The sequence below is a fragment of the Paraburkholderia sp. SECH4 genome, assembly GCF_030511745.1.
Classification (GTDB): domain Bacteria; phylum Pseudomonadota; class Gammaproteobacteria; order Burkholderiales; family Burkholderiaceae; genus Paraburkholderia; species Paraburkholderia madseniana.
On the sequence record NZ_JALOCP010000009.1, the window covers coordinates 210997 to 237845 of the forward strand.

23 protein-coding genes and 2 pseudogenes are annotated in these 26849 nt (G+C 61.3%); 14 read left to right on the top strand and 11 right to left on the bottom strand.

Going from position 1 to position 26849, the window contains the following annotated elements:
- Positions 1-13: 13 nt before the first annotated feature.
- The 3 genes from M0D67_RS15510 to M0D67_RS15520 are packed head-to-tail and all read left to right on the top strand — an operon-like array spanning position 14 to position 3235.
- Positions 14-178 (top strand): zinc ribbon domain-containing protein, encoded by a 165-nt coding sequence (locus M0D67_RS15510; protein ID WP_266239103.1) that lies wholly within the window; start codon positions 14-16, stop codon positions 176-178.
- Between the two features lie 10 nt (positions 179-188).
- A complete protein-coding gene (locus M0D67_RS15515; RefSeq protein WP_266239104.1) occupies positions 189-1478 on the top strand; it encodes an MFS transporter in 1290 nt (429 codons plus the stop codon).
- Positions 1475-3235 carry a winged helix-turn-helix domain-containing protein gene (locus M0D67_RS15520; RefSeq protein ID WP_266239105.1) on the top strand — a complete coding sequence of 587 codons (1761 nt, stop codon included), beginning with the start codon at positions 1475-1477 and terminating at the stop codon, positions 3233-3235. Before M0D67_RS15515 ends, M0D67_RS15520 begins: the two co-directional genes overlap by 4 nt.
- Positions 3236-3381: 146 nt before the next feature.
- Here M0D67_RS15520 and M0D67_RS15525 read toward each other — a convergent pair whose 3' ends face one another.
- Complete coding sequence (locus M0D67_RS15525; RefSeq protein WP_266239106.1) at positions 3382-3633, bottom strand: hypothetical protein; 252 nt, start codon at positions 3631-3633, stop codon at positions 3382-3384.
- 340 nt (positions 3634-3973) lie between these two features.
- Here M0D67_RS15525 and otsA point away from each other — a divergent pair, with 340 nt between their 5' ends.
- Positions 3974-5401, top strand: coding sequence for an alpha,alpha-trehalose-phosphate synthase (UDP-forming) (gene otsA / locus M0D67_RS15530; RefSeq protein ID WP_266239107.1), 1428 nt, complete (start codon positions 3974-3976; stop codon positions 5399-5401).
- Positions 5402-5447: 46 nt separating this feature from the next.
- Here the strand turns inward: otsA and M0D67_RS15535 are convergent, their stop codons facing one another.
- Both M0D67_RS15535 and M0D67_RS15540 read right to left on the bottom strand, forming a co-directional pair.
- The gene (locus M0D67_RS15535; protein ID WP_266239108.1) at positions 5448-6593 is read right to left on the bottom strand and encodes an alpha-hydroxy acid oxidase; all 1146 of its coding nucleotides are present in this window, start codon (positions 6591-6593) and stop codon (positions 5448-5450) included.
- An 87-nt stretch (positions 6594-6680) separates the two neighbouring features.
- Positions 6681-7916, bottom strand: coding sequence for a YbfB/YjiJ family MFS transporter (locus M0D67_RS15540; RefSeq protein WP_266239109.1), 1236 nt, complete (start codon positions 7914-7916; stop codon positions 6681-6683).
- A 224-nt stretch (positions 7917-8140) separates the two neighbouring features.
- Here M0D67_RS15540 and M0D67_RS15545 point away from each other — a divergent pair, with 224 nt between their 5' ends.
- From M0D67_RS15545 to M0D67_RS15555, 3 genes are all read left to right on the top strand, one after another.
- Positions 8141-8842, top strand: coding sequence for a nitroreductase (locus M0D67_RS15545; protein ID WP_266239110.1), 702 nt, complete (start codon positions 8141-8143; stop codon positions 8840-8842).
- A 127-nt stretch (positions 8843-8969) separates the two neighbouring features.
- Positions 8970-9449 carry a hypothetical protein gene (locus M0D67_RS15550; protein ID WP_266239111.1) on the top strand — a complete coding sequence of 160 codons (480 nt, stop codon included), beginning with the start codon at positions 8970-8972 and terminating at the stop codon, positions 9447-9449.
- A gap of 12 nt (positions 9450-9461) precedes the next feature.
- On the top strand, positions 9462-10307 hold the full coding sequence (locus M0D67_RS15555; protein ID WP_266239112.1) for a hypothetical protein: 846 nt from the start codon (positions 9462-9464) through the stop codon (positions 10305-10307).
- Here M0D67_RS15555 and M0D67_RS15560 read toward each other — a convergent pair.
- From M0D67_RS15560 to M0D67_RS15580, 5 genes and pseudogenes are all read right to left on the bottom strand, one after another.
- Entirely contained in the window at positions 10304-11002 is a 699-nt protein-coding gene (locus M0D67_RS15560; protein WP_266239113.1) for a 4'-phosphopantetheinyl transferase superfamily protein, read from the bottom strand. The genes M0D67_RS15555 and M0D67_RS15560 overlap by 4 nt on opposite strands.
- 81 nt (positions 11003-11083) lie before the next feature.
- Positions 11084-12412 (bottom strand): annotated as a pseudogene (locus M0D67_RS15565) (MFS transporter).
- A 187-nt stretch (positions 12413-12599) separates the two neighbouring features.
- Positions 12600-12836, bottom strand: coding sequence for a DUF2783 domain-containing protein (locus tag M0D67_RS15570; RefSeq protein WP_266239114.1), 237 nt, complete (start codon positions 12834-12836; stop codon positions 12600-12602).
- 50 nt (positions 12837-12886) lie between these two features.
- Positions 12887-14596, bottom strand: a complete 1710-nt coding sequence (locus tag M0D67_RS15575) for an FAD-dependent oxidoreductase (RefSeq protein WP_266239115.1) — start codon at positions 14594-14596, stop codon at positions 12887-12889.
- A 63-nt stretch (positions 14597-14659) separates the two neighbouring features.
- Entirely contained in the window at positions 14660-15619 is a 960-nt protein-coding gene (locus M0D67_RS15580; protein ID WP_054035596.1) for an MBL fold metallo-hydrolase, read from the bottom strand.
- Between the two features lie 285 nt (positions 15620-15904).
- On the opposite strand from M0D67_RS15580, the gene M0D67_RS15585 reads away from it, so the two are divergent.
- From M0D67_RS15585 to M0D67_RS15615, 7 genes and pseudogenes are all read left to right on the top strand, one after another.
- Positions 15905-16762 (top strand): IclR family transcriptional regulator, encoded by an 858-nt coding sequence (locus tag M0D67_RS15585; RefSeq protein WP_266239116.1) that lies wholly within the window; start codon positions 15905-15907, stop codon positions 16760-16762.
- The gene (locus M0D67_RS15590) at positions 16759-17604 is read left to right on the top strand and encodes an IclR family transcriptional regulator (RefSeq protein ID WP_266239117.1); all 846 of its coding nucleotides are present in this window, start codon (positions 16759-16761) and stop codon (positions 17602-17604) included. Before M0D67_RS15585 ends, M0D67_RS15590 begins: the two co-directional genes overlap by 4 nt.
- Before the next feature lie 226 nt (positions 17605-17830).
- Entirely contained in the window at positions 17831-19369 is a 1539-nt protein-coding gene (locus M0D67_RS15595; protein WP_266239118.1) for a Fic family protein, read from the top strand.
- A gap of 481 nt (positions 19370-19850) precedes the next feature.
- Complete coding sequence (locus M0D67_RS15600; RefSeq protein ID WP_266239119.1) at positions 19851-20099, top strand: hypothetical protein; 249 nt, start codon at positions 19851-19853, stop codon at positions 20097-20099.
- Between the two features lie 23 nt (positions 20100-20122).
- Positions 20123-21091, top strand: a complete 969-nt coding sequence (locus M0D67_RS15605; protein WP_266239120.1) for a hypothetical protein — start codon at positions 20123-20125, stop codon at positions 21089-21091.
- A gap of 127 nt (positions 21092-21218) precedes the next feature.
- Positions 21219-22544: pseudogene (locus M0D67_RS15610) on the top strand (IS4 family transposase).
- Positions 22545-22709: 165 nt separating this feature from the next.
- Complete coding sequence (locus tag M0D67_RS15615; RefSeq protein ID WP_266239121.1) at positions 22710-23747, top strand: MerR family transcriptional regulator; 1038 nt, start codon at positions 22710-22712, stop codon at positions 23745-23747.
- 49 nt (positions 23748-23796) lie between these two features.
- On the opposite strand, the gene M0D67_RS15620 is transcribed toward M0D67_RS15615, so the two are convergent.
- The 3 genes from M0D67_RS15620 to M0D67_RS15630 all read right to left on the bottom strand — a co-directional run bounded on the left by M0D67_RS15620 (position 23797) and on the right by M0D67_RS15630 (position 26707).
- Positions 23797-24660 (bottom strand): MurR/RpiR family transcriptional regulator, encoded by an 864-nt coding sequence (locus M0D67_RS15620; protein WP_266239122.1) that lies wholly within the window; start codon positions 24658-24660, stop codon positions 23797-23799.
- Positions 24661-24744: 84 nt separating this feature from the next.
- On the bottom strand, positions 24745-25827 hold the full coding sequence (locus M0D67_RS15625; protein ID WP_266239123.1) for an ABC transporter ATP-binding protein: 1083 nt from the start codon (positions 25825-25827) through the stop codon (positions 24745-24747).
- A gap of 106 nt (positions 25828-25933) precedes the next feature.
- Entirely contained in the window at positions 25934-26707 is a 774-nt protein-coding gene (locus tag M0D67_RS15630) for an SDR family oxidoreductase (protein ID WP_266239124.1), read from the bottom strand.
- Between the last annotated feature and the right edge of the window lie 142 nt (positions 26708-26849).

Consider the following 26849-nt stretch of genomic DNA (forward strand, 5'->3'; position numbering starts at 1 on the left):
TTGGAGAAGCGCAATGCCGACGTACCAATATCGTTGCGAGAAATGTGGCGAGTTGTTCGAACACGCTGAACATCTCGCGGAACATGAGATCGCCCGTCCGGTTTGCCCGAAATGCGGAAGCGAGGCGTGTCAGCACGTACCGACACCATTTGTCGCCAAGACGTCGAGAAAGAGCTGAGATCTGCTCCTTGAGCCCCCGCCAACGCTGGATGATTTTCGTCGCAAGCACAGGCGGCGCGCTCGAGGTATTCGATTTCGCCGTCTATGGTTTTTTCGCACAAAGCATTGGCCGCGAATTCTTCCCGGCACGAATGGGCGTGCCCGCAGAGACACTGTCGTTCGCGGTCCTGGCGGCCGGTTCCATGTCGAGGCTCGTGGGCGGCATCTTTCTCGGCCGGCTGGGCGACAGGTACGGCCGGCGCATTGTTTTCGCCTCGTCGGCGATGGTCGCTGCTGTGTCGACCTTGCTCATCGCAATACTTCCTTCATACGAATCACTGGGCGTTGCCGCGCCAATGCTCCTGGTTCTGCTACGAATCACACAGGGTCTGTGCCTGGGCGGTGAATTGCCGGGAGCAGTTATCTATGCCGTTGAAACAGCGCACGCGAAACCCGGGATCTTATGCGGCATGGTGTTTCTCGCTGTCAATATTGCGCTCATGCTTGCCATCAGCATCAATCTCGGCGTGCAGATGATTTTCACTTCGGATCAGGTCAGCGCTTTCGGATGGCGGATCGGCTTTCTGGTTGGCGGTCTTCTAGGTCTGCTGAGTTTCGTTGTGCGGCGCACGTTGGCGGAAACCGATGAATATGCGCGGAGAGTGAGCGCCCGGCACCGGGAGCCGCTTGCTGTTCTGTTCCGCAAGCATGCCGCGTCCGTGCTGACGGGCGTCGCTGCGGCATCACTGGTGGGGGCGTCCAGTGGTCTCTTCGTGGCGCACATGCCAGCCTATCTTCAGACGCTGCACTATGACCCGCGGAAGATTGCGAGCGCCCAGACCCTGTATGTAACCGCCATCTCGGGCTGCATCCTAGTCACAGCGTACTTAGGCGATCTGCTGTCGCGACGTTACGTCTTCATGTCGGGGGCCGTACTGTCAGCGCTGTTCGCCCCTTTCTTTTACGTTGCGGTGACGCGTCATCAGGCCAGCTTGCCCCTGCTGTTTCTGATGGCCGGTGTCGTCGCCTCGTTTGCAAATGGAACCTACGCGTGTGCGATTGCGGAGATGTTTCCCGTCGACGTGCGATTCAGCGGCCTCGCCACCACCATGAATGTCGGTCTGGCCGCGCCGATGGCAATAGCGCCGCTCGCCGCAAGCATTCTTGCATCCACAACGAACTGGGCATTCTCACCCGCGCTTGTCATGGTGCTTTGCGCGACATTCGCATTCGTTGCGTCGTTCCGAATGAAGCGTCACCGCCAGGAGGCCATAGGCGTCAAAATGGGCAATGAGTCGCTGTTGCAGGAGCGCAAATGAATCCTCAGGAGTTCGTCAGGATTGGCGACACCGAACTCGATATCCAGCGCTACGAATTGCGTCGGGCTGGACAGCAGATCCCTCTCGAGCGCCTGCCGATGGAGTTGCTGATCCTGATGGCGTCCCGCGACGGACAACTCGTGACGCGCGCAGACATCGTCAGGGCGCTATGGGGAGGTAACGCTTTTCGCGAAACGGACAACAGCATTAATACAGCAATTAGAAAAATCCGGATTGCGCTAGACGAAAATCCCGATCACCCATTGCATCTGACAACAGTCAAGGGGAAGGGGTATCGCCTGAACGGCACGCGGACGTTCTCCGAAGAGCCTTTGCATAGTCCCGCGGAAGCGGTCCGCGTGCTGGTGCTGCCCTTCGAAAACAAGACCGGCGATTCAAGCGAAGACAGTCTCTGCGACGCGCTCGCGGACGAGACCTCCGCCAACATCGGGGTGCTCAATCCCGAGCAGATTCTCGTCATTGCCAGGACAACGGCCGCCCGCTACCGGCGGGTAAATAAGAGCATCGCGGAAATCGCGCACGAGCTGTCAGTCGACTATGTGCTCGAAGGTTCGCTGACACGGGACGGAGGAAGGGTTCGCATCCTGGCGCACCTGATCCGCTGCGTCGATCAGGTGCAGATCTGGAGCCGTGCGCATGAACCAATGACACGGGGCGCACTGGATATCCAGAAAGAGGTCGGCACCGCCCTCGCTCAGGAAGTCTCGCCGGCGCTCGCGCAACAGCAGCAACACATGCTCGCAAGGCGTCTGCCGGTCGATCCGGTGGCGCACGACGCCTACCTGCGTGGCCGATATTACTGGACCCGGCGCGTTCATTTCGATGCGGGGTTCGCCGCACATCATGCGTTAAACGACGAGGACTTCATTCGCGCGCGGAACTACTTCGAAAGTGCTGTCGATCGGGACCCGACCTACGCGCTCGGCTACGTCGGCTTGTCGAATATCTTCGGCTCGACCGCCACGCATGGGTTCTACGCGCCGTCGCAGGGTTACCCCAAAGCGCGCGAATCGGCACTTCGCGCTCTGGAACTCGACGCAAATCTTCCGGAGGCTCACCAGGCGCTTGCCGGTGTGCACTACTTCTACGACTGGGACTGGCTCCGTGCGGAAGCCGAGTTTCTGAAGGCATTGCGGCTCAACCCGAGCCATGCGGAAACCAGCCGCCTGTACGGACGGCTTCTACTGGTGCTCGGGCGAGAAGCGGAGGGAAGAGCGCAGTTCGAGCTCGCCGAAAGTGTGGACCCACTGGGGTTCGAAGGTTCGCGCGTGTTCGGTCTTATACAGTCGGGCAGATACGAGGAGGTCATCCGCGAATATCTCGACACCGGGCACGGGAATAGATCGCCGTTGATCTACCAGTTGCTGGCTACTGCATTCGAAGTCCAGGGGCGGCACGAAGAGGCGATCGAAGCGACCGTCGATGCGTTGACACGGTGCAGCGAGTTCGCCCGGGCGGCGTCCATTCGGGCGATCTGGGACTCTGGTGGCTATCAGAAGGTTCTGCAGTGGTATCTGCAGGATTTACAGGCAAGGAGCCGAAAGCGCTATACATCGCCGCTCCTGTTTGCGGAATTGTACGCACGCCTCGCACAACCGGACGAGATGTTTCACTGGCTCGAGGCCGCGGTTGCCGAACGCTCGCCGCGATTGTGTGAACTGCGCACTAACCCATGGTTCCAGCACTATCGGTCGACGGGACGATTCCGGAAAGTCGAAAAGCATGTTGGTTACTGATCGGGCGGTCGTGGCAAAGCCCGGAAGAAGCCTATGCATGCGGCTTGTCGACTTGGTACCGTTGGGCCTCCACTTGCACCGTCATACGTTGCGCGTATTACGCCCTTCGACGTGAAGGCCGGCGGGCGGCGCACGGCGCCGGTTCTTCATTGGCCGTGGTAGAGGTCGCCCCACAGGCGGCTTTGTTCTCCGCTTTGCCGTGAACGAATAAGGTCCTGGTAAACCTGTTGTCGCGTGAGCTTCGCTGCGGATCCTGATTCGCCTGCCGACGAGCTGGTTGTGCCGCCGACGTCCTGAGCGGCAGGTGGTGTTGCAGACTGCACCGGGTTGTCTTGCGCCCACGCTTGTCCAAAAAAGAGGGCGACGGCGCACGTCGCCACGAGTCGAAGTGTTTTCATGTTGACTGACTCCAGCAAGGTAATGCGGACACGGTCAACAGACGAACAAACGGTTGGCCGCAATGGCGTTTCGAACGACTTCGCACGCGGCGTCTCGTTCGTAGCGCTTGTCTCATGTTGCGGTCGGACTACCGAAATCACTATCGAGGCAATCTGAAGAAATCGTTAACTTGCACGGGCCCGCGCACACCCGAGGCGGTAGGAGCGAAGCGTACGGGCGAAGCGCAGTCGTAAGCATGTGCTGACGACATAGTAAACTGCGTCAATCAGGAAGTGATCCTTGTCCGGCACGGCTGGCCGCGCCGGATATCGCATGTGAACGCAACAGCACAAGGACCTCATGAGTCGTCTCGTCGTCGTTTCAAATCGCACTGCCGACCCTCGCAAGCCTGCAGCCGGCGGACTCGCCGTAGCAGTACGAGAAAGCCTGCAACAAACTGGCGGGCTCTGGTTCGGCTGGAGCGGCAAGATCCGGGAAGCCGCGGATGGCGCGCAATCCAGCCACGGGGAAGTTCATGTCCAAACGGCCGGCAACGTCACGCTTGCGACGCTTGATCTGAGCCGCGAGGATCACGACACGTATTACCTGGGCTACTCCAACGATGTCCTGTGGCCGGTATTCCACTACCGGCTGGACCTGGCAAATTTCGACACGCGATTCGCAGCGGGCTATCGCAGGGTCAACCAGTTATTCGCGCAAAAACTGCTGCCGCTCCTGAAACCGGACGATCTCATCTGGGTTCACGATTACCAGTTGATCCCGCTCGCAGCCGAATTGCGCGCCATGGGATGCACCAACCGCATTGGCTTCTTCCTGCATATTCCGATGCCGCCGCCGCTGATCATGGCAGCGATTCCGGAACACGAATGGCTGATGCGCTCGCTCTTTGCATACGATCTGGTGGGCTTCCAGAGCGAAGCCGACCTGACGCATTTTTCTCACTACGTCGAATCGGAAGCGCACGCGCAACGCTTGAGTCCGGATCGCCTTCGGGCATTCAATCGAACGCTGCGGGTCGGCGCCTATCCCATCGGCATCGACGTCGACGATTTCAAGCGTCTTGCCGACTCGAAGGAAGGCCGCGACATGTTCGTCCGGATGCGTGACGAGTATTCGCGGCGGCGTTTGCTGGTAGGCGTCGACCGGCTGGACTACTCGAAGGGGCTGCCGCAACGCGTCCATGCTTTCCGCGAGCTGCTGACCTACTACCCGGAAAACCGCGATAGCGCGACGCTGATCCAGATCGCTTCCCCGAGCCGCGAGGACGTCGGTGCCTACGACGATCTGCGGCGTCAGATGGATAGCCTGTGCGGCGCGATCAACGGCGACTTTGGTGAACTGGACTGGATGCCGGTACGCTACATTCATCGGAACGTGGCCCGTAAGCGCCTGCCGGGTCTTTTTCGCGCGAGTCGCGTGGCGCTCGTCACGCCCTTGCGGGACGGCATGAATCTGGTCGCAAAGGAATTCGTCGCGGCGCAGGACGCTGCCGACCCGGGCATGCTGGTGCTTTCGCGTTTTGCCGGGGCCGCCGAGCAATTGAAGGAAGCGCTGCTGGTCAATCCCTACGATACGCAAGGCACGGCGCAGGCCATTCAGCGGGCGCTAACCATGTCGCTTGACGAGCGGATCAACCGGCATGAAGCACTTCTTAACCGCATCCGCAAGTTCGATGTGCACTGGTGGAGTTCGACGTTTCTGCAAGCTTTGGAAGACTGCGAGCCGAATGAAGTGGCGGCGAACGGCATAGGCCGGACATCCGGCTGAACACCGGCGACTACCAGACGCCAGATGTCGCGCCTGGCGGCCGCCTTCAACGCCTGTCGGGCAGCAGGATCCGCTCGTCCACCTGACGGATATCCGTGTGCCCGCAAAAGGCCATGGTGATGTCCAGCTCCTTCTGGATGATCTGCAGGCACCGGGTAACACCCTCCTCTCCCATTGCACCCAGCCCGTAGAGAAAGCTGCGGCCGATCAGCGTGCCTTTCGCGCCGAGCGCAACGGCTTTCAGCACGTCCTGTCCGCTGCGGATGCCGCCATCCATCCACACTTCGATACGCGAGCCGACCTCGCGTGCGATCTCGGGGAGCACCGAGATCGAAGAAGGCGCGCCGTCGAGTTGACGGCCGCCGTGGTTGGAGACGATCAACGCATCAGCGCCGCTATCGGCGGCAAGGCGCGCATCTTCGACATCCATGATGCCTTTCAGAATGAGTTTGCCGCCCCACATCTTCTTGACCCACTCGACATCTGCCCAGCTCAGCGCCGGATCGAACTGCTCGGCGGTCCACGAACTCAGGGACGACAGATCGCCCACGCCCTTCGCATGACCGACGATGTTGCCGAAGGTGCGCCGCCGGGTGCCGAGCATGCCGAGGCACCAGCGCGGTTTGGTCGCGAGGTTGATGAGGTTCGCAGGGGTCAATTTGGGCGGCGCCGACAACCCGTTCTTGATGTCCTTGTGGCGTTGGCCGAGGATCTGCAGGTCCAGTGTCAGCATCAAGGCGCTGCACCGTGCCGCGCGAGCACGCTCGATCAGCCGCATGATGAAATCGCGGTCGCGCATCATGTAAAGCTGGAACCAGAACGGTTGGGTGGTCTGGGCGGCCACGTCCTCGATCGAGCAGATGCTCATCGTGGACAAGGTGAACGGCACGCCGAACTTCTCCGCCGCGCGCGCAGCGAGGATTTCACCGTCGGCATGCTGCATGCCGGTCAACCCCGTCGGCGCGAGCGCCACGGGCATGGCGGCCGCCTGACCGATCATTTCCGTACGCGTGCTGCGGCCCGCCATGTTGACCGCCACGCGCTGGCGCAACTTCAGGCGTTGGAAGTCGCTTTCATTGGCGCGGTAGGTACTTTCGGTCCACGAGCCACTGTCGGCGTAGTCGTAGAACATGCGCGGCACACGCCGCTCGGCAAGCACGCGTAAATCTTCGATGCAGGTGATGACAGGCACGGTTTCTCTCAGCGCAGGGAACAAGCGATGAGTGTACGTGCTTAAGACACTCGCCTGGAACTCCGGGAATACCTGGGGATCGTTCAGTCAGGCTCCGCGTAACGGCTTCTGGCAAGCCGCCAGCACCGCGCCGGCCGCGAGCAGCAACGCGGAATAGACCAGCCCACGTGCGAGACCCGCGCCATCCGAGACCCAGCCGATCACCATCGGCCCGACGATCTGTCCGAACGCGAACACGATCGTGAATGCGCTTATGCCCTTGCCCCAGTGGCTCGCCGGCAGATTGTGGCGCACGAAAGCCGTGGTCGACGCCACGGCCGAGAGGAACGTCGCGCCGAACAGCACGCCGGAGACAAACGCCACCCACGGTTGCGTGAACAACGCGGGCAACAGCGTCGCCACCGCGAGCAACGCGTTGAGTATGGCGAGCGCGTGGCCGCCGCGCATGCGGTCGAGCAGACTGGACCACAAGCGTGCCGAAACGACCGTCGCCACGCCTAGCAACAGGTAGAAGCCTGTCACCACCACCGCGCTCATGCCCGCATTGCGCAGCAGCGCGACGATGAACGTCATGTAGCCGATATAGCCGACGCCGAACAGTCCATAGCCCGCCAGTGCGGGGCTGAAACGCGGCCAGCGTGGCGCCGCGGCGGTATCCGCAGCATGCGCGGTCGAGGAACCCATCGCGTGCACGCTTTCGATTTTTCTAGCGGCGCCGATGGCGATCGCGGAGAACACCGCGCACGCAACGGCCAGCGCGAACCACGCAAACTGCCAGCCATGCACGGCGTTGAAAATCGTCAACGGCACGAGTACCGACGAAGCGACGATGCCCCAACCGGTCCCGCCGTAATACAAGCCGAGGACAAGCCCCGCATCGTGCGGTCTCGCCGACGCAAGCCTCGCCGCCAGCACGCCGCCGCTGACGAAAACCGCCGCACTGCTCACGCCGGTGATCATGCGCAGCGCGAGTAGCGAATGCGTGTCGTCCAGCAAACCGCTGATGGCCATCAGAAGCGCAGTGGCCACGCAGCCCGCGCCGAACAATGCACCGGCCGACCAGCGGCGTGCGAGCCGCGGAAAAGCCAGCGCGCCCAGTAAATAGCCCAGCGCATTGGCGGTATTCATCGCGCCGGCTTGAGCAAAGCTCCAGCCGAGGTCGAATTTCATCGACGGCAACAGCAACGCGTAAGCGAAGCGCGCGAGGCCCAATGCGATCGCGCTGCCTAAGGACAGGCCGGCGGCCAGCATCAAGGTGGGGAGACGCTGCGCCGCTTCGGTGGGCGTGGCGGTCGATGCGGCGTCGAGAGATTTTGTCGGCATTGGCTAGCGTGGGTAGACAAGGATGCGGCAGGCTTGCTGCGGCATCTCGCCATCATATCTGGGGGCGCCCCGTTCGGCTGACGGTTAGTTGCGGATCAAACGCCCGACGCTTGGCTGCAAGGCCTTCTGGCCGCGCGCAGCCAGTACCAAGCCGCAGTTCAACGCTCTGTCAAATTCATTTTCTAAATGCGAATGATTTGCATTTACTAGAAAATTAGCTCATCATGGCACCCATGACACCCGCCGATTCCGAAATCATGATCACGCTAGATATCAGCCGCCCAGAAACCGAAAGCCAACGCACAGCCGCCACCGCGACGCCTGACACCGCCGCCGGATCCAAGACGACGGCCGCACTTGAAGTGCTGCTGTCGCGCCAGTCCCAATGGCCGCTCACCGAACCGGGCCCGGCCGACGCCGAGCTCGATCTGATCTTCGATGCCGCCTTGCGCGCGCCCGATCACGGCAATCTGCGGCCGTGGCGCTTCGTCACGATCCGCGGCGACGCACGCGGCCAGCTCGGCGACGTGCTGGTCGACCTCGCCTGCGCCCGTTCGCCGGGCGAGCCGCGCTCCGCGCATGCGCATCGGCGGCAGAAGGCTTACGCGGCGCCACTTGTGATCGCGCTCGGCGCGGCGCTGTCGGCCCATCCGAAGATACCCGAGGTCGAGCAATTGCTGGCGGTCGGCGCAGCCACGATGAACATGCTGAATGCGATCCACGCGCTCGGCTACGGCGGCTTCTGGTCCACGGGACCGGACAGCTATGAAGCGCAATTGCACGACGCGTTGGGCTTCGCACCGAATGAGCGGCTGCTCGGCTTCCTGTTTGTCGGCACGCCGAAAGACCCCGGGCAAGAAACGGCACGTCCGGCACGCAGCGAACATGTGCGCGAATGGGTGCCGCCGCAGCCGGCTAAAAATTGAAGCAAGCATCTGACGCAAGCACTGCGTCACCGCCTATCCGTCGCGAGCGACAAGCGCTGGCCTGCGACGTGGCCTCCTCCGATCAGGCCGGCGCGACTCATTGGACCGTGTCCATTCAGGAGCCTCGATGAACTTCCGCTCTCAATACAGCAGCCGTCCTGAACTGGTCGACGATCACGTCACGGATTCCACCGACGCGCCCGATCGCACGGTCCTCAGCGCCGTGCGCACCTGGCTGCGGCCGGCATGTGAAACCGTGCACGGCGGGGTGCACTGGCGCGACATCCTGATCGGCGTGGGCTTGCGGCAGGACGGCATCGAACATTTCGATCTGCTGATGCGCTCGCTGATGCACGTGTCCTATCGCCCACTCGACATGCGATGCCGCTGCGCCAGCGATCTCGGCAAGGACGAAGCCGTGATCCTGCAAACCATCGCGCTGCTGCAAAAGACGCATAGCGGCGCTGCATTGCGTATGCTGAGCGAATGGCTGCCGGCGCCGGCCGTCAGTGGCGTGTTGAAGCTGATCCGCTGGTTCGCTATCGATCTGCTCGACGCCGGTGTCGAACTCGACGTGCAAGCGCGCCGCGTCACCTATATGCATTGAGGACCCGAGCGTATGCCGTCGGAACTCGCTTATCTCGCGCCGTCGCGTGTGCGTGACAGCATCGACTCGCAGGCGACGAATAGCGCTAACGCCTTGCAGGCCGATCAACCTGCTCGACCGGTTCAACCTGCTCGGACCGCACACGCGATCGTCAGCGCGACCGCGCCGCAATTCGTGTCCCATCCGCTAACGCGCCACTATCCGCACAGCGTTGCCGCGCCACGCGCGGGTGAGTTGCATCTGTGGCGGTTCCGCTGCGAATGGTTGCCGGTGCCGGTGCAGGAAGGCGAGACGTGGCTGTCGAAGGGAGAGCGCGAACGCGCACGGCTTCACCCGAACGCGGCGTTACGCAAACGCTTTATCAGCGCACGCGTGGTGACTCGCTGGATAGTCGCGAATCTGTTCGACTGCGAGCCGCATGCGGTCGATCTGCAGGACGACGGCAACGAGAAGCTGCGCGCGCGACATCTGCACGACGGCCGCGGCATCACGATTGATATCGCGTACGCCGGCATCTGGATCGTGATCGGCATTGCGTCGACGACGCTTGGTCTGAGCGTCGCCGTACCCTCGCCGGGCGCCGCGCTTGACGACACGCGGGAAACCTCACGCCAACGCGTGCGTTATGGCAGCTTGTGCAATGCGTTGCGCTATGCGCCGGTCGGTATCGATCTGGATCTGCTCTCGAGCGATGCCGCATCCTGTGCGTTCGATCTTGCCGAACATGGCCGCTGGCATGTGCTCGATCTGCCGATGTCGGGCAAGATTCGTGCGGCGGTTGCACTCGCCCAGCCCGTCACGCAAGTGCATGCGGTTGGATGGCCGAAGGCGTTGGTGTTTGGCGAACGAAACGTTTAGCGGGTGAACGTTTTCGTCGACCACGCCACACATGCCGCATAGGCTTCAGGCGCCGCGATCCAGCGCGCGGCAATCGCGCGCATGTCCTCCGGAATCACATTGCGTAGCGTCACCTCGGCGCTGTCACGCGGCAGCACCGTCAGATGCTGCAAGCCGCGCGCGATGCCCACGCCCGTCGTTTTGACGAGCGCTTCTTTGGCGACCCATGCGTCGTAAAACGCGGCGCACTGCTCTTCAACATCGAGGTGGTCGATCCATGCCGCCTCGCTTGCGTCGAGCGTCAATGTCGCGATGGAATGCCAATCGAAGCTGTCGCTGCGATGTTCGATATCGACGCCGACACGCCGCTTAGGCGACATCGTGATGAGCCCATGCGAGCCTGCATGCGATACGTTGAAGTCGAGCGCGTTGGAATCGGCTAGATGCGGGCGATGGTTTTCGTCGAGTTCGAAGCGGACGGTGTGTGCCGCGATGCCGAGACACTGCGCGAGTTGCTCGCGCAGCGCCACGCGCACGGACGCGAAACGCAGCGCGTCTTCGTGGCGGAGAAATTTGCCGGCTCGCGCGCGTTCGTCGTCGCTGAGCGCGGCGAAGGCGGCATCCTCCAACGACGCGTCGAAAGCGAAATCGACTCGCCACAATGAAACGTCGGGCGGGCCGTCATGCGGCAAGGGAACAGGTTCGACGGAATGCATTGCAGGTTCGGGCCTCACTCGTAAGAGTCGCAAGGAATATGCGCGACTCTACCCGATATGACGTCCGAACCTCTTCGATCTTTAGATTCGCTTCGCTTCCTTCGGCACGCCAATCAGCAACGCCACGCCGCTGACGAACAATAGCGCGGTCAGTACATACAACGCATTGTCCATGCTGCCCGTGTGCGTCTTGATCAGACCGATCACCCACGGGCTGACAATCCCGCTCGTAATGCCGATGCTGCTGATCAACGCAATGCCGGCCGCCGCTGCAGTGCCGGACAGATAGCCCGATGGCACGGTCCAGAAAATCGGCAACGCGGCGAAGATCAGCACGGCCGCCAGCGAGAGAATCGCGAGCATCGCCGGGAAGCTGCTCAAATGCAGCGTTAGCAGAGACAACGCGATGCCGCCACCGATCGTGCACATCGCAAAGTGCCGGCGTCGTTCGCCATGACGATCCGAGTGCCGCGCAATCAGAATCAGCCCCATTGCGCCGACCGCATTCGGAATCACGGTGTACAGGCTGATCGCCAGCACATCGTGAACACCGAAGTCGCGAATCATCAACGGCATCTAGAAGTTCAGCGTCAGCGACGCGCAGGTCAGCGAAAAATAGATGAACGCGAAGAGATAAACCCGCGGATTGCGCAGCGCTTGCATGACGGCGCGCGATGAATGCGCGTCCGATGAAACGCGGCGGTCTTCATCGCGCTGCACGATCAGTTTCGCCTTCTCAGCGTCGTTGAGCCACGTTGCATGCTGCGGACCGTCAACCAGATAAAACGCGGCAAGCAGGCCGAGTACGATGGCCGGCGCACCTTCGATCACGAACATCCACTGCCAGCCGAACAGCCCCATCACGCCGCCCATATCGCGCATTATCCAGCCGGACACCAGGCCGCCGAGCACACCCGCCACTGCGACGCCCGCGAAGAAAATAGACAGCACGGCTGCGCGCCGCCGCGCCGGATACCAGTAGGTCAGATACAGCACGATGCCGGGGAAGAACCCCGCTTCGAACACGCCGAGCATAAAACGCAGCACGTAGAAGTGCGTGGGCTTCGACACCAGCATCATGCCGACCGATGCGATGCCCCACAGCAGCATGATCCGCGTGAAGGTGCGGCGCGCGCCGAAGCGCGCGAGCAGCATATTGCTTGGCACTTCACACAACACGTAACCGATATAGAAGACCGCTGCGCCCAAACCATACATGGCGTCACTGAAACCGAGGTCATGCTTCATCTGCAATTGCGCGAAGCCGATATTAATGCGGTCGAGAAACGACACCACGTAACACAGGAACAGAAACGGAATGATCCGCATCGAGACCTTGCGATATAACAGGTCGTCGTGCACAGCAGCGGATGCGCCCGGCGCGAGCGTGGGGGCGAGGGATTGGCTCATGGGTCATCTCCAAACGTGAGGGTCCAACGGACCCGCTGGGTCCGGCGTCTTGATGCGCCGCGTTTCGGTTTTCTACTGGAACGGCATGCGGCGGTATCGATACGCCGCGCGCCGTGGTGGATTGCGCGTGGCTCGAACGGCCACGCGCGTGCAGCGTTTTATCGTTACCGCTTGTCGTGATTCGTGTTCAGGCAGCCAGCGAATGCGTCTGCGCACCTCGCCCCGAAGCATCAGTCACGCCTTCACGTGCGTGACGCATCGCTTCGAGCAGCGTCGTGTGATCGCCGATATGGTTGGCGAGCAACAGGATCAGTTGCGCGTTGGCTGACTGACTCTGTGCCTCGTCCAGATCGCGGTGCATGTCGATCAGCGCCTCGTAGAAATCGTCGGGGCGGGCGAGATTGGGTTGCGTGTTCAATGCCATGACTGTCTCCTGCTATTTTCTTTTGCCGATGTGCTGCGTTTGCCCTGCCTTCAGGCCGTACCCTCAACGCACAACGCTCGCTTCAACGCACCTTCCACAAAGCTCGCGTCGAGTTGCCGACGACGCGCACACACATGCTGGTCCGGCCGGATCAAATAGAACGTGCCGGGTTTGCCGTCGTAACGAGCGGCTGCAAGACCGTCCACGTCGTGCACCACCTTCGCATCCGAAGCCGCAGCGACCTGCGCATCGCCACTTGCGACCACAACGAGCTTCAGCGGAATCGGCCCGCTTCGCAATGCATCCAACGCAGCTTGCGTCGCCTGATCGATACCTTCCGAGCCGCAGAACAACACGCCCGTGAACTGCTGACCGAGTTGCTGTAACAGCCATGCCGGTTGCCCGACGGCATGAACCGGCGCATCGACGCACGATGCCCCAGGCACCATCAGACCTTCAAAGCTGTCACTGTCCGCTGTGTTCAGCGGGGAATCACGCAACACCGCCGGCACCGACAGGCGGCCGCTGTTCGTCAACTGCCGCGCAAATGGGTGATGCCGCGCGAGCTTCAGCACAGCATCGCGAAACACGCGGCTAACCGGGCTCTTCGGCGTGATGAAATCGGTCGAGCGGGTGGAGTTGCGGATGTTTTCGTCGGCGGCGAATTCGCGCTCGCTTGCATACGTGTCGAGCAACGCGTCGGAGGCCTTGCCTTCGAGCACCATCGCCAGTTTCCATGCGAGGTTTTCCGCGTCCTGTACGCCGCTATTCGCGCCACGTGCGCCGAACGGCGACACGCCATGCGCGGAATCGCCCGCGAACAACACGTTGCCGTGCCGGAAACGATCCATCCGCAAACACGAAAACGTATAGACGCTGACCCATTCCAGCTCAAACTTCGCGTCCGGTCCGAGCAACGCACGCACGCGCGGGATCACGCGTTCCGGCGTTTTTTCCAGCACCGGATCGGCATCCCAGCCCAACTGGAAATCGATCCGCCACACGTTATCCGGCTGACGATGCAACAGCACGGATTGATTCGGATGGAACGGCGGATCGAACCAGAACCAACGCTCAGTCGGAAACTCCGCTTCCATCTTCACGTCCGCGATCAGGAAGCGATCTTTGAACGTGACGCCGTGGCTGTCGAGTCCCATCAGATTGCGCATCGGACTGCGCGAGCCGTCGGCGGCCACCACATAGCGGCCGCGTAACGGGTACTGGCCGTTCGGTGTATCGACGGTCAGCGTCACGCTGGCTTGCGCAGTGCCAGTCTTGCCGTTCTGCTGCACGCCGACCACTTTGCTCTTCCAGCGGATCTCGAGATTCGGCATCTCCTGCGCGCGTTCGAGCAGGAAGCCTTCGACGTAGTACTGCTGCAGGTTGATGAATGCGGGCCGGTTGTGGCCCGCTTCCGGTTGCAGATTGAACGTGTACACCAGTTCATCTTTCAGGAACACCTTGCCGACATTCCAACTGATGCCCTTGTCCACCATGCGCTGCCCGCAGCCGAGCCGGTCGAAAATATCGAGCGAGCGCTTCGAGAAGCAGATCGCTCGCGAACCGGTGGACAACGAACAATCGTCGTCGACCAGCACAACCGGCACGCCCTGTTGCGCGATATCGATCGCGGTAGCGAGGCCCACCGGCCCCGCGCCGACCACGATCACGGGATAGGCCACCTGTTCCGCATCGCCCTGCCCGGCCTGCTCCCGGCACGGCTTATAGTCGAACGACAGCGTCTGGTAGTTGATGCTCATCTTGTGTCTCCGTCCTTCTCCGCTCTGCCCTGCTTGACGCTTTCCGGCGTTTCGATGCTGTTATCAGGCTTGCAGCGCGTCCCACATTTCTTTGTCGCGTTGCGCGGTCCAGATGCGCGGATGCGTGATGCCGCTCGCTTCATCGAAAGCCCGCGAGACGTCGAACGGCAGGCAGTGTTCGTAGATGAACACATGGCCGAACTTCGGGTCCATTGCCTTGCGCGTGTGCGCCATCGCGGCCTTCAGATCGAGCTTCTGTTCGACGGCTTCGCGGCCCTGCTGCAACAGCGTAGTGACGAAGTCCTTCGTGTAGTCGAGGCCTTTGTTGACGTCTTCCGGCGTGGTCAATGCAGGACCGCGACCCGGCACCAGCTTTTCCGCCTTCAGCGCGCGCAGCGCTTCGAGCGTGGCCGGCCATTGTTCGAGTTGAGCATCGCCGCAATAGCAGGCTGCGTCGTATTCGACCAGGTCGCCGGAGAACAGCACCTTCTGCGACGGCAACCACACCACCGTATCGCCCTTCGTGTGGCCCGCGCCCAGATGCGCGATGCGCACTTCGAGCTTGCCGAGGAACAGCGTCATTTCTTTTTCGAACACGAGCGTCGGCCACGTCAGGCCCGGCACCGTTTCGACACCGGCGAAGAGACGCGGGAAGCGCTCGATTTCCGACTTCATGTCCTGCTCGCCGCGCTCGACGATCATCTCGTACGTGCCGCGGCTCGCGATCACCTGTTGGGCGCCTTCTTCGAAATACGCCGACGCGCCGAGCACGCGCACCGCGTGGTAGTGCGACAGCACGACGTATTTGATCGGCTTGTCGGTGACGCTGCGAATCTTCGCGATGAGGTCTTGCGCCATGGCCGGCGTGGCGGTGGTGTCGACGATCAGCACGCCGTCGTCGCCGATGATCACACCCGAGTTCGGATCGCCTTCAGCGGTGTACGCGTAGGCGTTCTCGGATAGCTTGGTCCACGTGACTTTCTTGACTTCCAGGTCGGCCTGGGATGCGAATGCCTTTGCCATGCTTGTCTCCCTCAAAAGTTGGACGTGAGGCGAGACGGCCGGCTGCGCGTTCAGATTTCAGAGGCGCGGGCTGACGGTATTGGAGGATTGTCTCGCCCCGTTTTGACTCTGTGACTGCACCGGTATGTCGGGGTGAATGCATCTTATGGCCGGGCCGGTTTATTTGTCAATAGCGAAATGTATCGCTATACGCAAATCTCAGGGCGCCTAAGATAAGGACAGGAAGGCGCGGTTTTCGCGCAGGGCTTCGGCTAACATGGACCCTTTTTACGGACGAGCGCGGGTGTGAGCAAAGCAGCGAAATCGGCCACCGGCAAAGGTGCGGGCGGCAGCGAGACGGCGGATGGCGGCAAGACCCAGCGCGGGATTCAAAGCGTCGAGGTGGGCGGCCGCGTGTTGCTGGCGCTCGCTCAGGCGCGCAGCCCGCTGGCTTTGTCCGATCTCGCCACCGCCGCGCAGATCGCGCCGGGGCAAGCGCACGCTTATCTGGTGAGCTTGAGCCGCTTAGGTCTGATCAAACGTGACGAATTGTCCGGCCGTTATGAACCGGGTCCGCTGTCGTTGCGGCTGGGTTTGATGCATCTGGAGAACCAGCCGGCGTTTCGCGCCGCCGTGCCGCGCGTCGCGGCTTTGGCCGAAGCGATCGGGTTCAGCGTCGCAATCTGTATTGCCGGGCCGCAAGGGCCGACTATCGTCCGCTATGAGCATGCCGGATTTCCGTTGCATGTGAATCTGCATGTGGGCACGGTGATGTCGCTGCCGGCGACGTCGACGGGTCGCGTGTTTTGCGCTTATCTGCCACGGGAGGCGTTGGCGGGGATGTGGGCGAATCAGTCGGGTGCTGCGAGTAGCGCGATGACGCCGCCTGATGAACGTGCCACGTTCGAAGCGGCTTTAGATGCTATCCGCGCACGCAGATTGGAATGCAGCGTCGATGCGCCGAGTCCGGGCATCAGCAGTTTGAGCACGCCGGTGCTCGATGCGGACGGCCGCTTGTGCCTCGCGCTGACCGTGATCGGCTCGACGGGCGCGATCGACGTCGCCGCCGATGGCCCGACGGCTCGCGCGCTGCTTGCCGCGGCTCATGACATTAGCGCTGAACTTGCGGCAGCGCCCTCCTTGTTAGCTTCTTCCGCATCGTGACCGACTCTCTCGACCCCTCTTACGCTGCCTCCGGCGCTTCCGCCGCTTCTGCCGCTTCTGCCGATGCGAAACCGCAGCGGGGCATCCAGTCGCTCGATAGCACCGGCGAATTGCTCGGCGCGCTGGTTGCGGCTGCGCGGCCGTTGAGCTTGCGCGATCTTGCGGCCGCTGCGGGCATGCCGCCGGCCAAAGCGTTTCCGCATCTGGTGAGTCTGCTCAAGATCGGTTTGCTGAACCGCGATGCTGCGGGTTGTTTCGAAGCCGGGCCTTTAGCGCTTGAGCTTGGGCTGATCGGCTTGCAGCGCTTGTCACCGACGCGGGAAGCCGAGCCGGAAGTGGTCGAACTGGCTGTATCGACGGGAATGAGTGTCGCGATGGCGGTGCTTGGGCCGCTCGGGCCGACCGTCGTGCGTCTGGAAGAGTCCGCGCGGCCGCTGCATGTGAGCTTGCGGGTCGGCACGGTGATGTCGCTGGTGAATACGGCGATCGGGCGGGTGTTTGCTGCTTATGTCGCGGATGATGTGCGCAATGGGCTGCTGGCGCAGGATCATTTGCGGTTGGCGGGGGCTGAGGCGGGGGAGACAAAGGCCTATGCGCAGCGGCTCGCGCAAATCCGCGCGGATGGCATCGATACCGCGTTAAGCCGGCCTGTGCCGGGTATCAACACCTTGGCTGCGCCGGTGTTGGACCATACCGGCAGCATCTGTCTGGTGCTCGCGCTGATGGGGCCGAGCGGCAGCTTCGATAGCGAGCTCACAGGCGGCCCCGCGCAGACTTTGCGCGCGGCGACCCTGAGGTTGTCCCGGCGGTTTGGGTGGATGGCGATGGCGGACGAGACCTGAAAAAGCGGCCTCAACAAGGGATAAGTAATCGTTTTTCCAGAAAACTGGCACTTTGTAATCGTTTTACCCGCCCAGTAATCGAAATACCGCGCAGACGCCGTATAATCGTTTTTCCAGAAAACACGCGTTTTGTAATCGTTTTGCGAGCCGAGTAATCGAAACTACGCAAAACTCAGCGAAACAACGTGTCCTCGCGCGCGTCCCCGCCACCCCGGATCGAAAAATCATGCCGCAGATCGGTTATCAATGGCTATCCAACACGTACGGCGTCGTACCGGTCCACCCGTTCGCCATTCAAAGTGAAATCGGCCGGATTCGCTCAACGTCCACCGACGGTGACATCCGCCGCGAGGTTTACCCCGAACGCTATCGTCCGGCCGCCAGCCTGACCGACAACCTGACTTTCGCCTTCCGGCACGAAGGCATTCACCTGGAATTCCTCGCGCGACTCTATGCGCTGCAACCGGTGCGCCACGAACTGGAGGCATGGATCGCCCGCGAACCCACAGGCGCGTATGCCCGCCGCGCCTGCTTCTTTTATGAGTGGTTGATGCCGGAGCCGTTAAACGCACTGGGCGTCTCCCGGGGAAACTACGTCGATGCACTGAATCCCGAGGACTTCATCGTAGGTACCCCGGTCAACAACGCGCGTTGGCGTGTGCGCGACAACCTGCCGGGCAATCGGGACTTCTGCCCGGTGATTCGACGTGTCGAAGCGGTTCAGTGCGCCGAAGCTTATAACCTTGCCGCACCGCTTGCCGAACTGGAAGCGGACTATGGCATCGATCTGATCATGCGCAGCGCCGTCTGGCTGACGGTCAAAGAGAGCCGTGCGAGCTTTCTGATCGAACACGAGCAGGACAAAGAGGATCGAATCCGCCGCTTTGCCGCAGTCATGGAAAGCGAATGCGGACAGCATGCGAATCCGTTCGACGCTGAAACGCTCGACGTCTTGCAACGCGGCATCCTGGGGCAGTCGGCCCTGCGTTACGGCATCCGCCGCTCCCCGGTGTACGTGGGACACATCGCACGTTATCAACCGGTGGTCGACTACATCGCGCCGCATTGGGAACACATCGAAGCGATGCTGGCAGGATTCAGCCGCTTTCTGGAACGGACCGAAGGGGGCGCGTCTATCGTGCGTGCTGCCGCGGCATCGTTCGGCTTCGTCTATGTGCACCCTATGGCCGACGGTAACGGCCGCATTTCACGCTTCCTGATCAACGACATTCTGCGTCGCGACGGCGCGGTGCCTGCGCCAATTATCTTGCCGGTATCCGCCACGATCACCCACAGCACGCGCGATCGCGCCGCTTACGACAAAGTGCTCGAACGCTTTTCGCGCCCGTTGATGAATCACTATGCCGACCAGTACACGTTCGGCAAGACCGAGATCGCGGACGACGGTGTCGAATACAACCTGCACTTCCGCGCCTATGACGACGCACTGCCCGCGTGGCGCTATCCGGATCTGACCGCGCACGTCACCTATCTTGCTGACGTGATCGACATGACGCTAACGCATGAAATGCGCACCGAAGCGCGCTTTCTGCACGCCAACGACTCAGCACGGCGCGCCATCAAGGAATTTCTCGAAGCGCCAGACAACGATCTGGACGGCATCATTCGAAGCGTCCGGCAGAACGGCAACAGCGTGTCGAACACCCTGCGCAAGCGCTATCCGCTGTTTGACGAGCGGCCAGAGTTGAGTGCGCAAATCGTGCAGGCGATTGCCGAAGCATTTTCAGACGAGAACAACCGTTAGCCGACGCCGAAGCAAGATCACTTGCCATCGGCGTCAGTCCGCTGCGCCTTCGCCGAACCTCAGCGTCGCGTAGCCTGTGCCGTTCGCCGGACCAACACTAAGAATCCGTTCAGAATCTGGCTGATTTGAGAAAGGCACAGTTTCAAGTAGCGAGAGATCGAGGCGTGCCAACAAGCTGGAGAATTCTGCTTCGAATCGCGGCTTCATTAGTTCGACGTGCGAATTGCATATCTCTTTATTCGACCTTTTCAAATCTTCACATTGTCCTCTTTCCGGTCACCCTCATATCTTCAATAATTAAGCGCGGGCTCAGGGAGTCTGATATTTCCCGCAGCGAGGCGCTGTTCCCGATCCTACAGTCGGGCGAGATATCAAGAGACAAGGTGTAAGCGTTCAGAAAAAACGGCCGGCCGATAATTCGCCCGGGAGAGAAAACAGTATGACGCGACGCCTATGCGCGTCTGTTCTAAACCCATCCGTCATGTTCAACCCCGTCCAGTCCCACACGCTGGCAGTGTCCGGCGCAGCGCTTCCCACTTATGGCTTTGACTGTCTTCCAGTCCTCACTCCTGTTCGTCTGAGCGGCACCGAGACGCTTGGCGAACTGTTCGAATACACGCTGGAACTCACGACACCTGACTCGCTGGCGTTTTCTCCCAGCGAAGCCGCAAATATCGAACTCGACAGGTTGCCTGGCACCGGAAATCGCACAGAAAATGGCGAGATTTGAAACCGGCTACAGGAGCCAGCTCCATGAAGAAGATGCCTACGCTTGCGCGGAAGTGGTTCAAGCATACTGGCAGAACCCTGATGATCCTCTGGTGCGCAATCCCGGTACATGCACAGCCGATTATGAAGCAGCCCTCCGGACAATCGGTACAAGGAGCTGACATGAGGCCGGCGATTACCGACGAGCAGCGCGCAATGGCGCTCAGGATGCTAACGACAGCGATGGCAATCCTGCGGGACGACCAGCCGTTCGATCCCGCCCAACTTGCCTTTGGCGGTAACTTTGCCACAGAGCCTATCAAGGGTTCCGTGGGTAAGGAATATTCCTTCGAGAATTCAGTTCTTCCTCGTACGCAAATCGTGTTGATGACGGAAGGCGATCCAGCCGACTACACGGCCAACCGCATGATGGTCAAGCCAGTTCCCACAATCATCACAATCCGGTTCAGTCCACTCATGGAGGGAATCAACCGATCAAGCCTAGAAGACATGCTTCATCTCGGTATCGGATACTGGATCGATGGAAATGGTAACCGGCGGCCCGGCAACGATATGGGAACAACGCCGCCGCCGATCTATCTGCACCACTATCGCTATCGCGCGCTGGACCGGCCAACGAGCCGATTCCCGGTAGACGTGGAACTGACTTTCGGCGATCCCGGTGCAAACCCAATGGAGGACGGCGGATCAACAACGCCAGTCCTGATGGATGTCATATTAAGCCGGGCCTATCCTGCACTGACTCGGGAGAAACGCGAGCAGCGTCGTCTCGACCAGCAAGCTGAGAAGCGTCAGAAATATGGAATGATGAACCTCTGCACCGGCATGCTCTGCCCGGAGACGGGGCTATGGGAAGGCTGGTCGGAAAACGGCGCGACGGACAAGTTATTCATACGAGCGGGCGCCAGATTTGACGAGGTGCGTCTGCATGCGTGGGAACCGGGCGTGTGCGAGCAATGGGTCAACGGGAAGTGGTTTTGGTTGGGCCCTTAAGCCCAGCCCTTTCAAGGTCTTTGCGCGGCAAACCTGGTAACCTGGCGACCTGTTCAAGGACGACGGGTACGAAGGGATGTTTGACGAGGTGATGAAGCGTTTCGAGCAGCAGGCACCGGTATGCGTGATGGCACGCCTGGCACTGCAGAGAGCCATCGCGCCGCAATGGGTCGACGAGGTGTTTGCCGGGCACCGGCAACGGCAATATGCACGTGAATTACTGTTCTCGACGGTGGTGGAACTGATGACGCTGGTGTCGCTGGGACTGAGTCCGTCGCTGCACGCTGCGGCGACGCAGACGAAGCATCTGCCAGTGTCGCTGGCCGCGCTGTACGAGAAGGTCAACCGCACCGAACCCGCGATCCTGCGTGCCCTGGTACAGGGTAGCGCACAGCGTCTGGAGCCGGTGCTGGCAGCATGGCCATGCCAGGCCAGCCTGCCTGGCTGGCGTGTGCGTGTGCTTGATGGCAATCACCTGCCGGCCAGTGAGAAACGGCTGGCGGCGCTGCGTGAACAGCGGGGCGCCGCCTTGCCCGGGCAGGCCCTGGTCGTCTACGAGCCGGATCTGGGACTGGTTACTGATCTGATCGCCGTTGAGGACGCGCACGCGCAGGAGCGTTCCGCGGTGGCCCCGCTGCTCGAATGTGCCGGCCCGGGAGAGCTGTGACTGGCCGACCGGAATTTCTGCACCAGCACGATCCTGCTGGGCTGGCATCAGGCGCAGGCCAGCTTCATCGTGCGCGAACATGGCCGCAGCAGCCCGCCGCTTGCCAGTAGCGGGCCATGGGTGGACGCTGCGCGCATCGAGACCGGACAGGTACGTGAGCAACGCATTGACCTGAAGTCCGGGCTGCAGGGCTGGCGGCGCATCGAACTGCAGTTGGACCAGCCCACCGAGGCGGGCGACACGGTGATCCGGCTGTGGAGCAATCTGCCTGCCGCGGTGGGCGCACACGAGATCGCCCGACTATATCGCAAGCGCTGGCGTATCGAAGGCATGTTCCAGCGACTCGAGTCGGTGCTGCAAAGCGAGATCCGCACCCTGGGTCATCCGCGGGCCGCGCTGCTGGGTTTTACCGTCGCGGTGCTGGCGTACAACGTGCTGGCCACGCTCAGGCGCAGTATTGAAACTGCCCATGCTGCAGCCGATGAAACCGGTGCAGCGCCACCCGAGGTCTCGACGTATTACCTTGCCTTGCAGATTCGCAGCCAGTATGAGGGCATGCTCATCGCGCTGCCGCCGAACGAATGGTCGCACTGGAGCGATGCTACGCCCGATGTGATTGCCGGCAAACTGCTCGAGCTGGCCCACTGCGTCGATCCGGCCCAGGTACGCACGCGCAGGCGTGGCCCCAAGACCCGCAAACCCGCACCCTATGTCGAAGGCGCGGTAGCCCGAGCCCATCACAGTACCGCCCGCCTGCTTAAACGCGCCAAAGGCGGGACATCTTGATCAAGACCTTGAAAGGGCTGGCCCTTAAGCCGCTGATTGCTGAGCTCCACTGCTACTTCTCGACTCCTGGTCGTCCTTGGCCTTCCAGGACTGCAAGAAACCTGTTGACTCGGCCCCAAGGGCCAACTCCATGATGCGAGTGGTCAGCAAACGAAGAGGTGACTCATGCGTTGTTCCACTCCATTTTTAAGTGCTTCCGAAGCGGCGAGACAGCTTGGCGTCTCGACCAAGGCCCTGCGACTCTACGAACAGCGAGGCTTGGTGACGCCGGCACGCACGGTCGCCGGATATCGCACCTACGGTCCCAACGAGATGAATCGTGCTGCGGAGATCGTGGCCCTGCGTGCGCTTGGCCTCAGCCTCGCTCAAGTGGCACAGGTGTTGAAAGGCGACCCTCAGAGTCTGGAACCCGCGTTGGCTGCCCACGAGGCGACGCTTGAAGCGGAAATTCGCCAGCTCGTGGACACGATAGCCAAAGTCCGAGGGCTTCGCTCCGATCTTGCCCGAGGTCAGGCACCTGCCGATGGAGAGCTGGCACGCCTGCTCAATCCTTCCTCGGAATTCACCACAGCTTTTGATCTCCCGTGGCCGTGGGGTGGCGAACGGTTCAAACTTCGCGACATCCGACCGCTGAACTACATCATCGGTCCGTTGGGAAGCGGCAAGACGCGGCTGGCGAAATGCCTGGCTGAGAACATACCGAATGCCGCTTTCCTGGGCCTCGAGCGGCTAAACGATGGAAATGCCGCGACCGTAGCCCGCCTTGAAGCGGATGCAGCGCTCAAATCGCGAGTGGATCAGACTCTGGCGTGGCTTATCGGAGAAGGCGCGGGAGAATCGGAAGCGTTAATCGCTCTACTCGTCGAACTGGAATCCGAAGGTCCGGCTGCCCTCGTCGTCGACATGGTGGAGCAAGGGTTAGATCAGGCGACGCAGGAAGCATTAATCATCCATCTTCGCCAACGCACCAAAGTGGGTGGACGTCCGTTGTTTCTGATGACGCGCTCTTCAGCGATTCTGGATCTGGATGCAATCGGCCCTGACGAGTCAATCATTCTGTGCCCGGCGAATCACAGCCCGCCTACTGTCGTCGCCCCCTATCCAGGAACACCGGGCTACGAGGCCGTTGCGACCTGTTTAGCCTCGCCGGAGGTTCGTGCGCGGACGGCGGGCATGATCGCCTGGCGTCCTCAAGCAGCGTGACTGTTCACGCGTTCGTCGCAGGGCTCTTGAAGCGGACGCTCTTTCCCGCTCAATCCCCCGCCGCTTCCGGTTCATGCGACGCCAACCGCGCCTTCGCGTGCCGCATCTTTTCAAGCGTCTTGGGCCGCGCCTTCAACGCGACGCCGATCGCCAGCGCATCCATGATGCAAAGATGCACAAGCCGGGACACGCCTGGCGTATTTGGATCGATCGGACTCGGCACGCGCAGCAGCAGCGGAATATCGACCAACCACGCTAACCGCGAACCGACATTCGTCAGCGCAATCGTAGTAGCACCACGCTCCTTAGCGATCTGAATGCTTTCATTCACTTCGACGCTGCGCCCCGAATGCGAAATCGCAAACGCCACATCACCGGGTTCCATGAGCCCCGCATAAAGCCGCTGCAAATGACCATCAGTAAACGCAGTAGCCGCAATATCCAGCCGCAAAAACCTTAAAGCCGCATCTTGCGCAACGAGCCCCGAACCCGACCCAACGCCAAAGAAGAAAACCCTTCCCGCGCTCGACAACGCCGCAATCGCACTCTCAACCACCGCCGGATCCAACGCACTACACGCATGCGTGATCCCATCGACAGCAGCCTCACCCACCTTGTCCATCAACGTCTGCACGTCATCGTCACGCGCAACCGCCGTCGACGCATACGGCACCCCGCCCGCCACGCTCTGCGCCAATTGCATCTTGAAGTCGCGCAGACCATGCGCGCCGATCGCGCGGCAAAAGCGCGTGACGGAAGGCTCGGACACGTCCGCGCGCTGGGCGAGCTCGGTGATGCTCGCGCGCATCGCAAAGTCGACGTCGCTCAGCACCATCTCGGCGACCTTGCGCTCGGCGGGCCGCAGATTGGCCAGCGCGCCGCGGATGTGGGGAATCAAGTTCGGTGCGGACACCCGGTGTTCCTTAAGGGTTAAATGAATCCGCGTCGCATCGCAGCTTCAATCAGCTTGAATCAGCCTCAAGCGGCAACACGCGGTTCAGACCAGCCTGCGTCCACTCTCCGTATCGAACAGATGAATATGCTCGGCCGGCAGACGCAGCGTGACGCGCTGACCGGGCTCGACTTTCGAGCGCTGGCGAGTCGTCACGCACCACGTGTTGCCGCCTATTTTCCCGTACAAATGGGTCTCGGCGCCAGTCGGCTCGACCACTTCGACTTCCATCGTGGTGTCCGGCTTGTCAGCCATCGTTTCAATGTGTTCGGGACGCACACCAAGCGTGATTTTTGCGCCGACCACCGCCGAGGCCGGCGTGCCTTCCAGCACGATCTCGCCACCGTCCGTGAGTTTTAACGCGAAACCCTGTCCATCCGTGCGATTGACCAACACGCCTTCAGCGAAATTCATCGACGGCGAGCCGAGGAAACTCGCGACGAACAGATTCGCCGGACGGTCATACAGGTCGAGCGGACGGCCGACCTGCTCGATCCGCCCCGCGTTCATCACGACGATGCGGTCGGCCATCGTCATCGCTTCGATCTGATCGTGCGTGACGTAGATCACCGTATTCTTCAGACGCTGATGCAGCGCCTTGATTTCCGTGCGCATCTGCACGCGCAGTTTGGCGTCGAGATTGGACAGCGGTTCGTCGAAGAGGAACAGCGACGGCTCGCGCACCACCGCGCGGCCCATCGCCACCCGCTGACGTTGACCACCTGACAGCGCACGCGGCAAGCGATCCAGATACCCGCCGAGGTTCAACATCTTCGCCGCAGCTTCGATCCGCGGCTTGAAACTCGCCGACGATTCCTTGCGAATCCGCGGCCCGAACGCTATGTTTTCGTAGACCGACAGATGCGGATAAAGCGCGTAGCTCTGAAACACCATCGAAATATTGCGCTGCTGCGGTGCGAGCGTATTCGCGCGCGTGCCGCCAATCATCAGATCGCCGCCGCTGATTTCTTCGAGCCCCGCCACCATGCGCATCAGCGTGCTCTTGCCGCAGCCCGACGGGCCGACCAGCACGACGAACTCGCCGTCGTCGATGTGGAGATCGATGCCGTGCACCACTTGCGTGTCGCCATAGCGTTTGAAGATGCCGCTTAGTTGCACTGCTGCCATGCTGTCCTCATCGTCGTACTGTCATGCGAACGTGCTGCCTTGCTTCATCGAGCAAAAAACACGCCGCGCTATCGGGTCAAAGCAGTTCAAAGCGAATCCAATCCATTCAAAGCGATTCGAGCGTCAACTCTTCCGCCATCAAACGGTTGCCGGCCATCAGTCCACCGTCGACCGGCAACGCGACGCCGGTAATCACACGCGCCATCGGCGATGAGAGGAACAGCACCGCATCGGCGATGTCGTCCGGTGTCGCAAAGTCGCGCAACGGGTACCACTTCTTCAGATCCTCGAAGACCTGCGGATTCTTGTCGACACGCGCCTGCCACGCCTGCGTCTTCACCGTGCCCGGACAGACGATGTTCGCGCGGATGCCATAGCGGCCGAGTTCGATCGCCAGCGCTTTCGTGTAGCTGATGAGACCCGCTTTCGCCGCGCTATACGCCGGATGTCCGAGCGCGGCCATGCCGTTCACCGAGCCAATCAGCACCAGCACGCCCGTCTGCCGTTCGATCATCGACGCGCGCACCGCTTCCACCGAGTGATACGTGCCATTCAGATTCAGATGGATGTCGCGCTGCCAACTGGCGGCATCCGTCGTGGCGAGCGTCAAACCTTTGGCGGCACCCGCGTTGGCGACCAGCACGTCCACCGGACCGCGCGTTTTCACCGCCTCGGCAACCGCTTGCTGCACTGCGGCAGCATCACCCAGATCGACCGTGATCGGCGTGACATGCGCGACGCCGAGTTGTGCAACCAATCCGTGAAGCGCGACCGCGTCGACATCGAGCGCCAGCACCGTGTCGCCCTGCTCCACGAAACGCTTGCACAACACGCTGCCGATCCCACCGCAAGCGCCTGTCACCAACACCACACGATTCATGTCTACCCTCGCCTTTCAACCTCGTTGCAGCGCCGGTTTAGCGTGTAAATTTCCTACAAAACCGACATCGAACAGTTGTCTAGTCATCCCGAAGATTGGGTATCCGTGACTTCGCGTTATGCAGAATACCCCTGCTTTACAG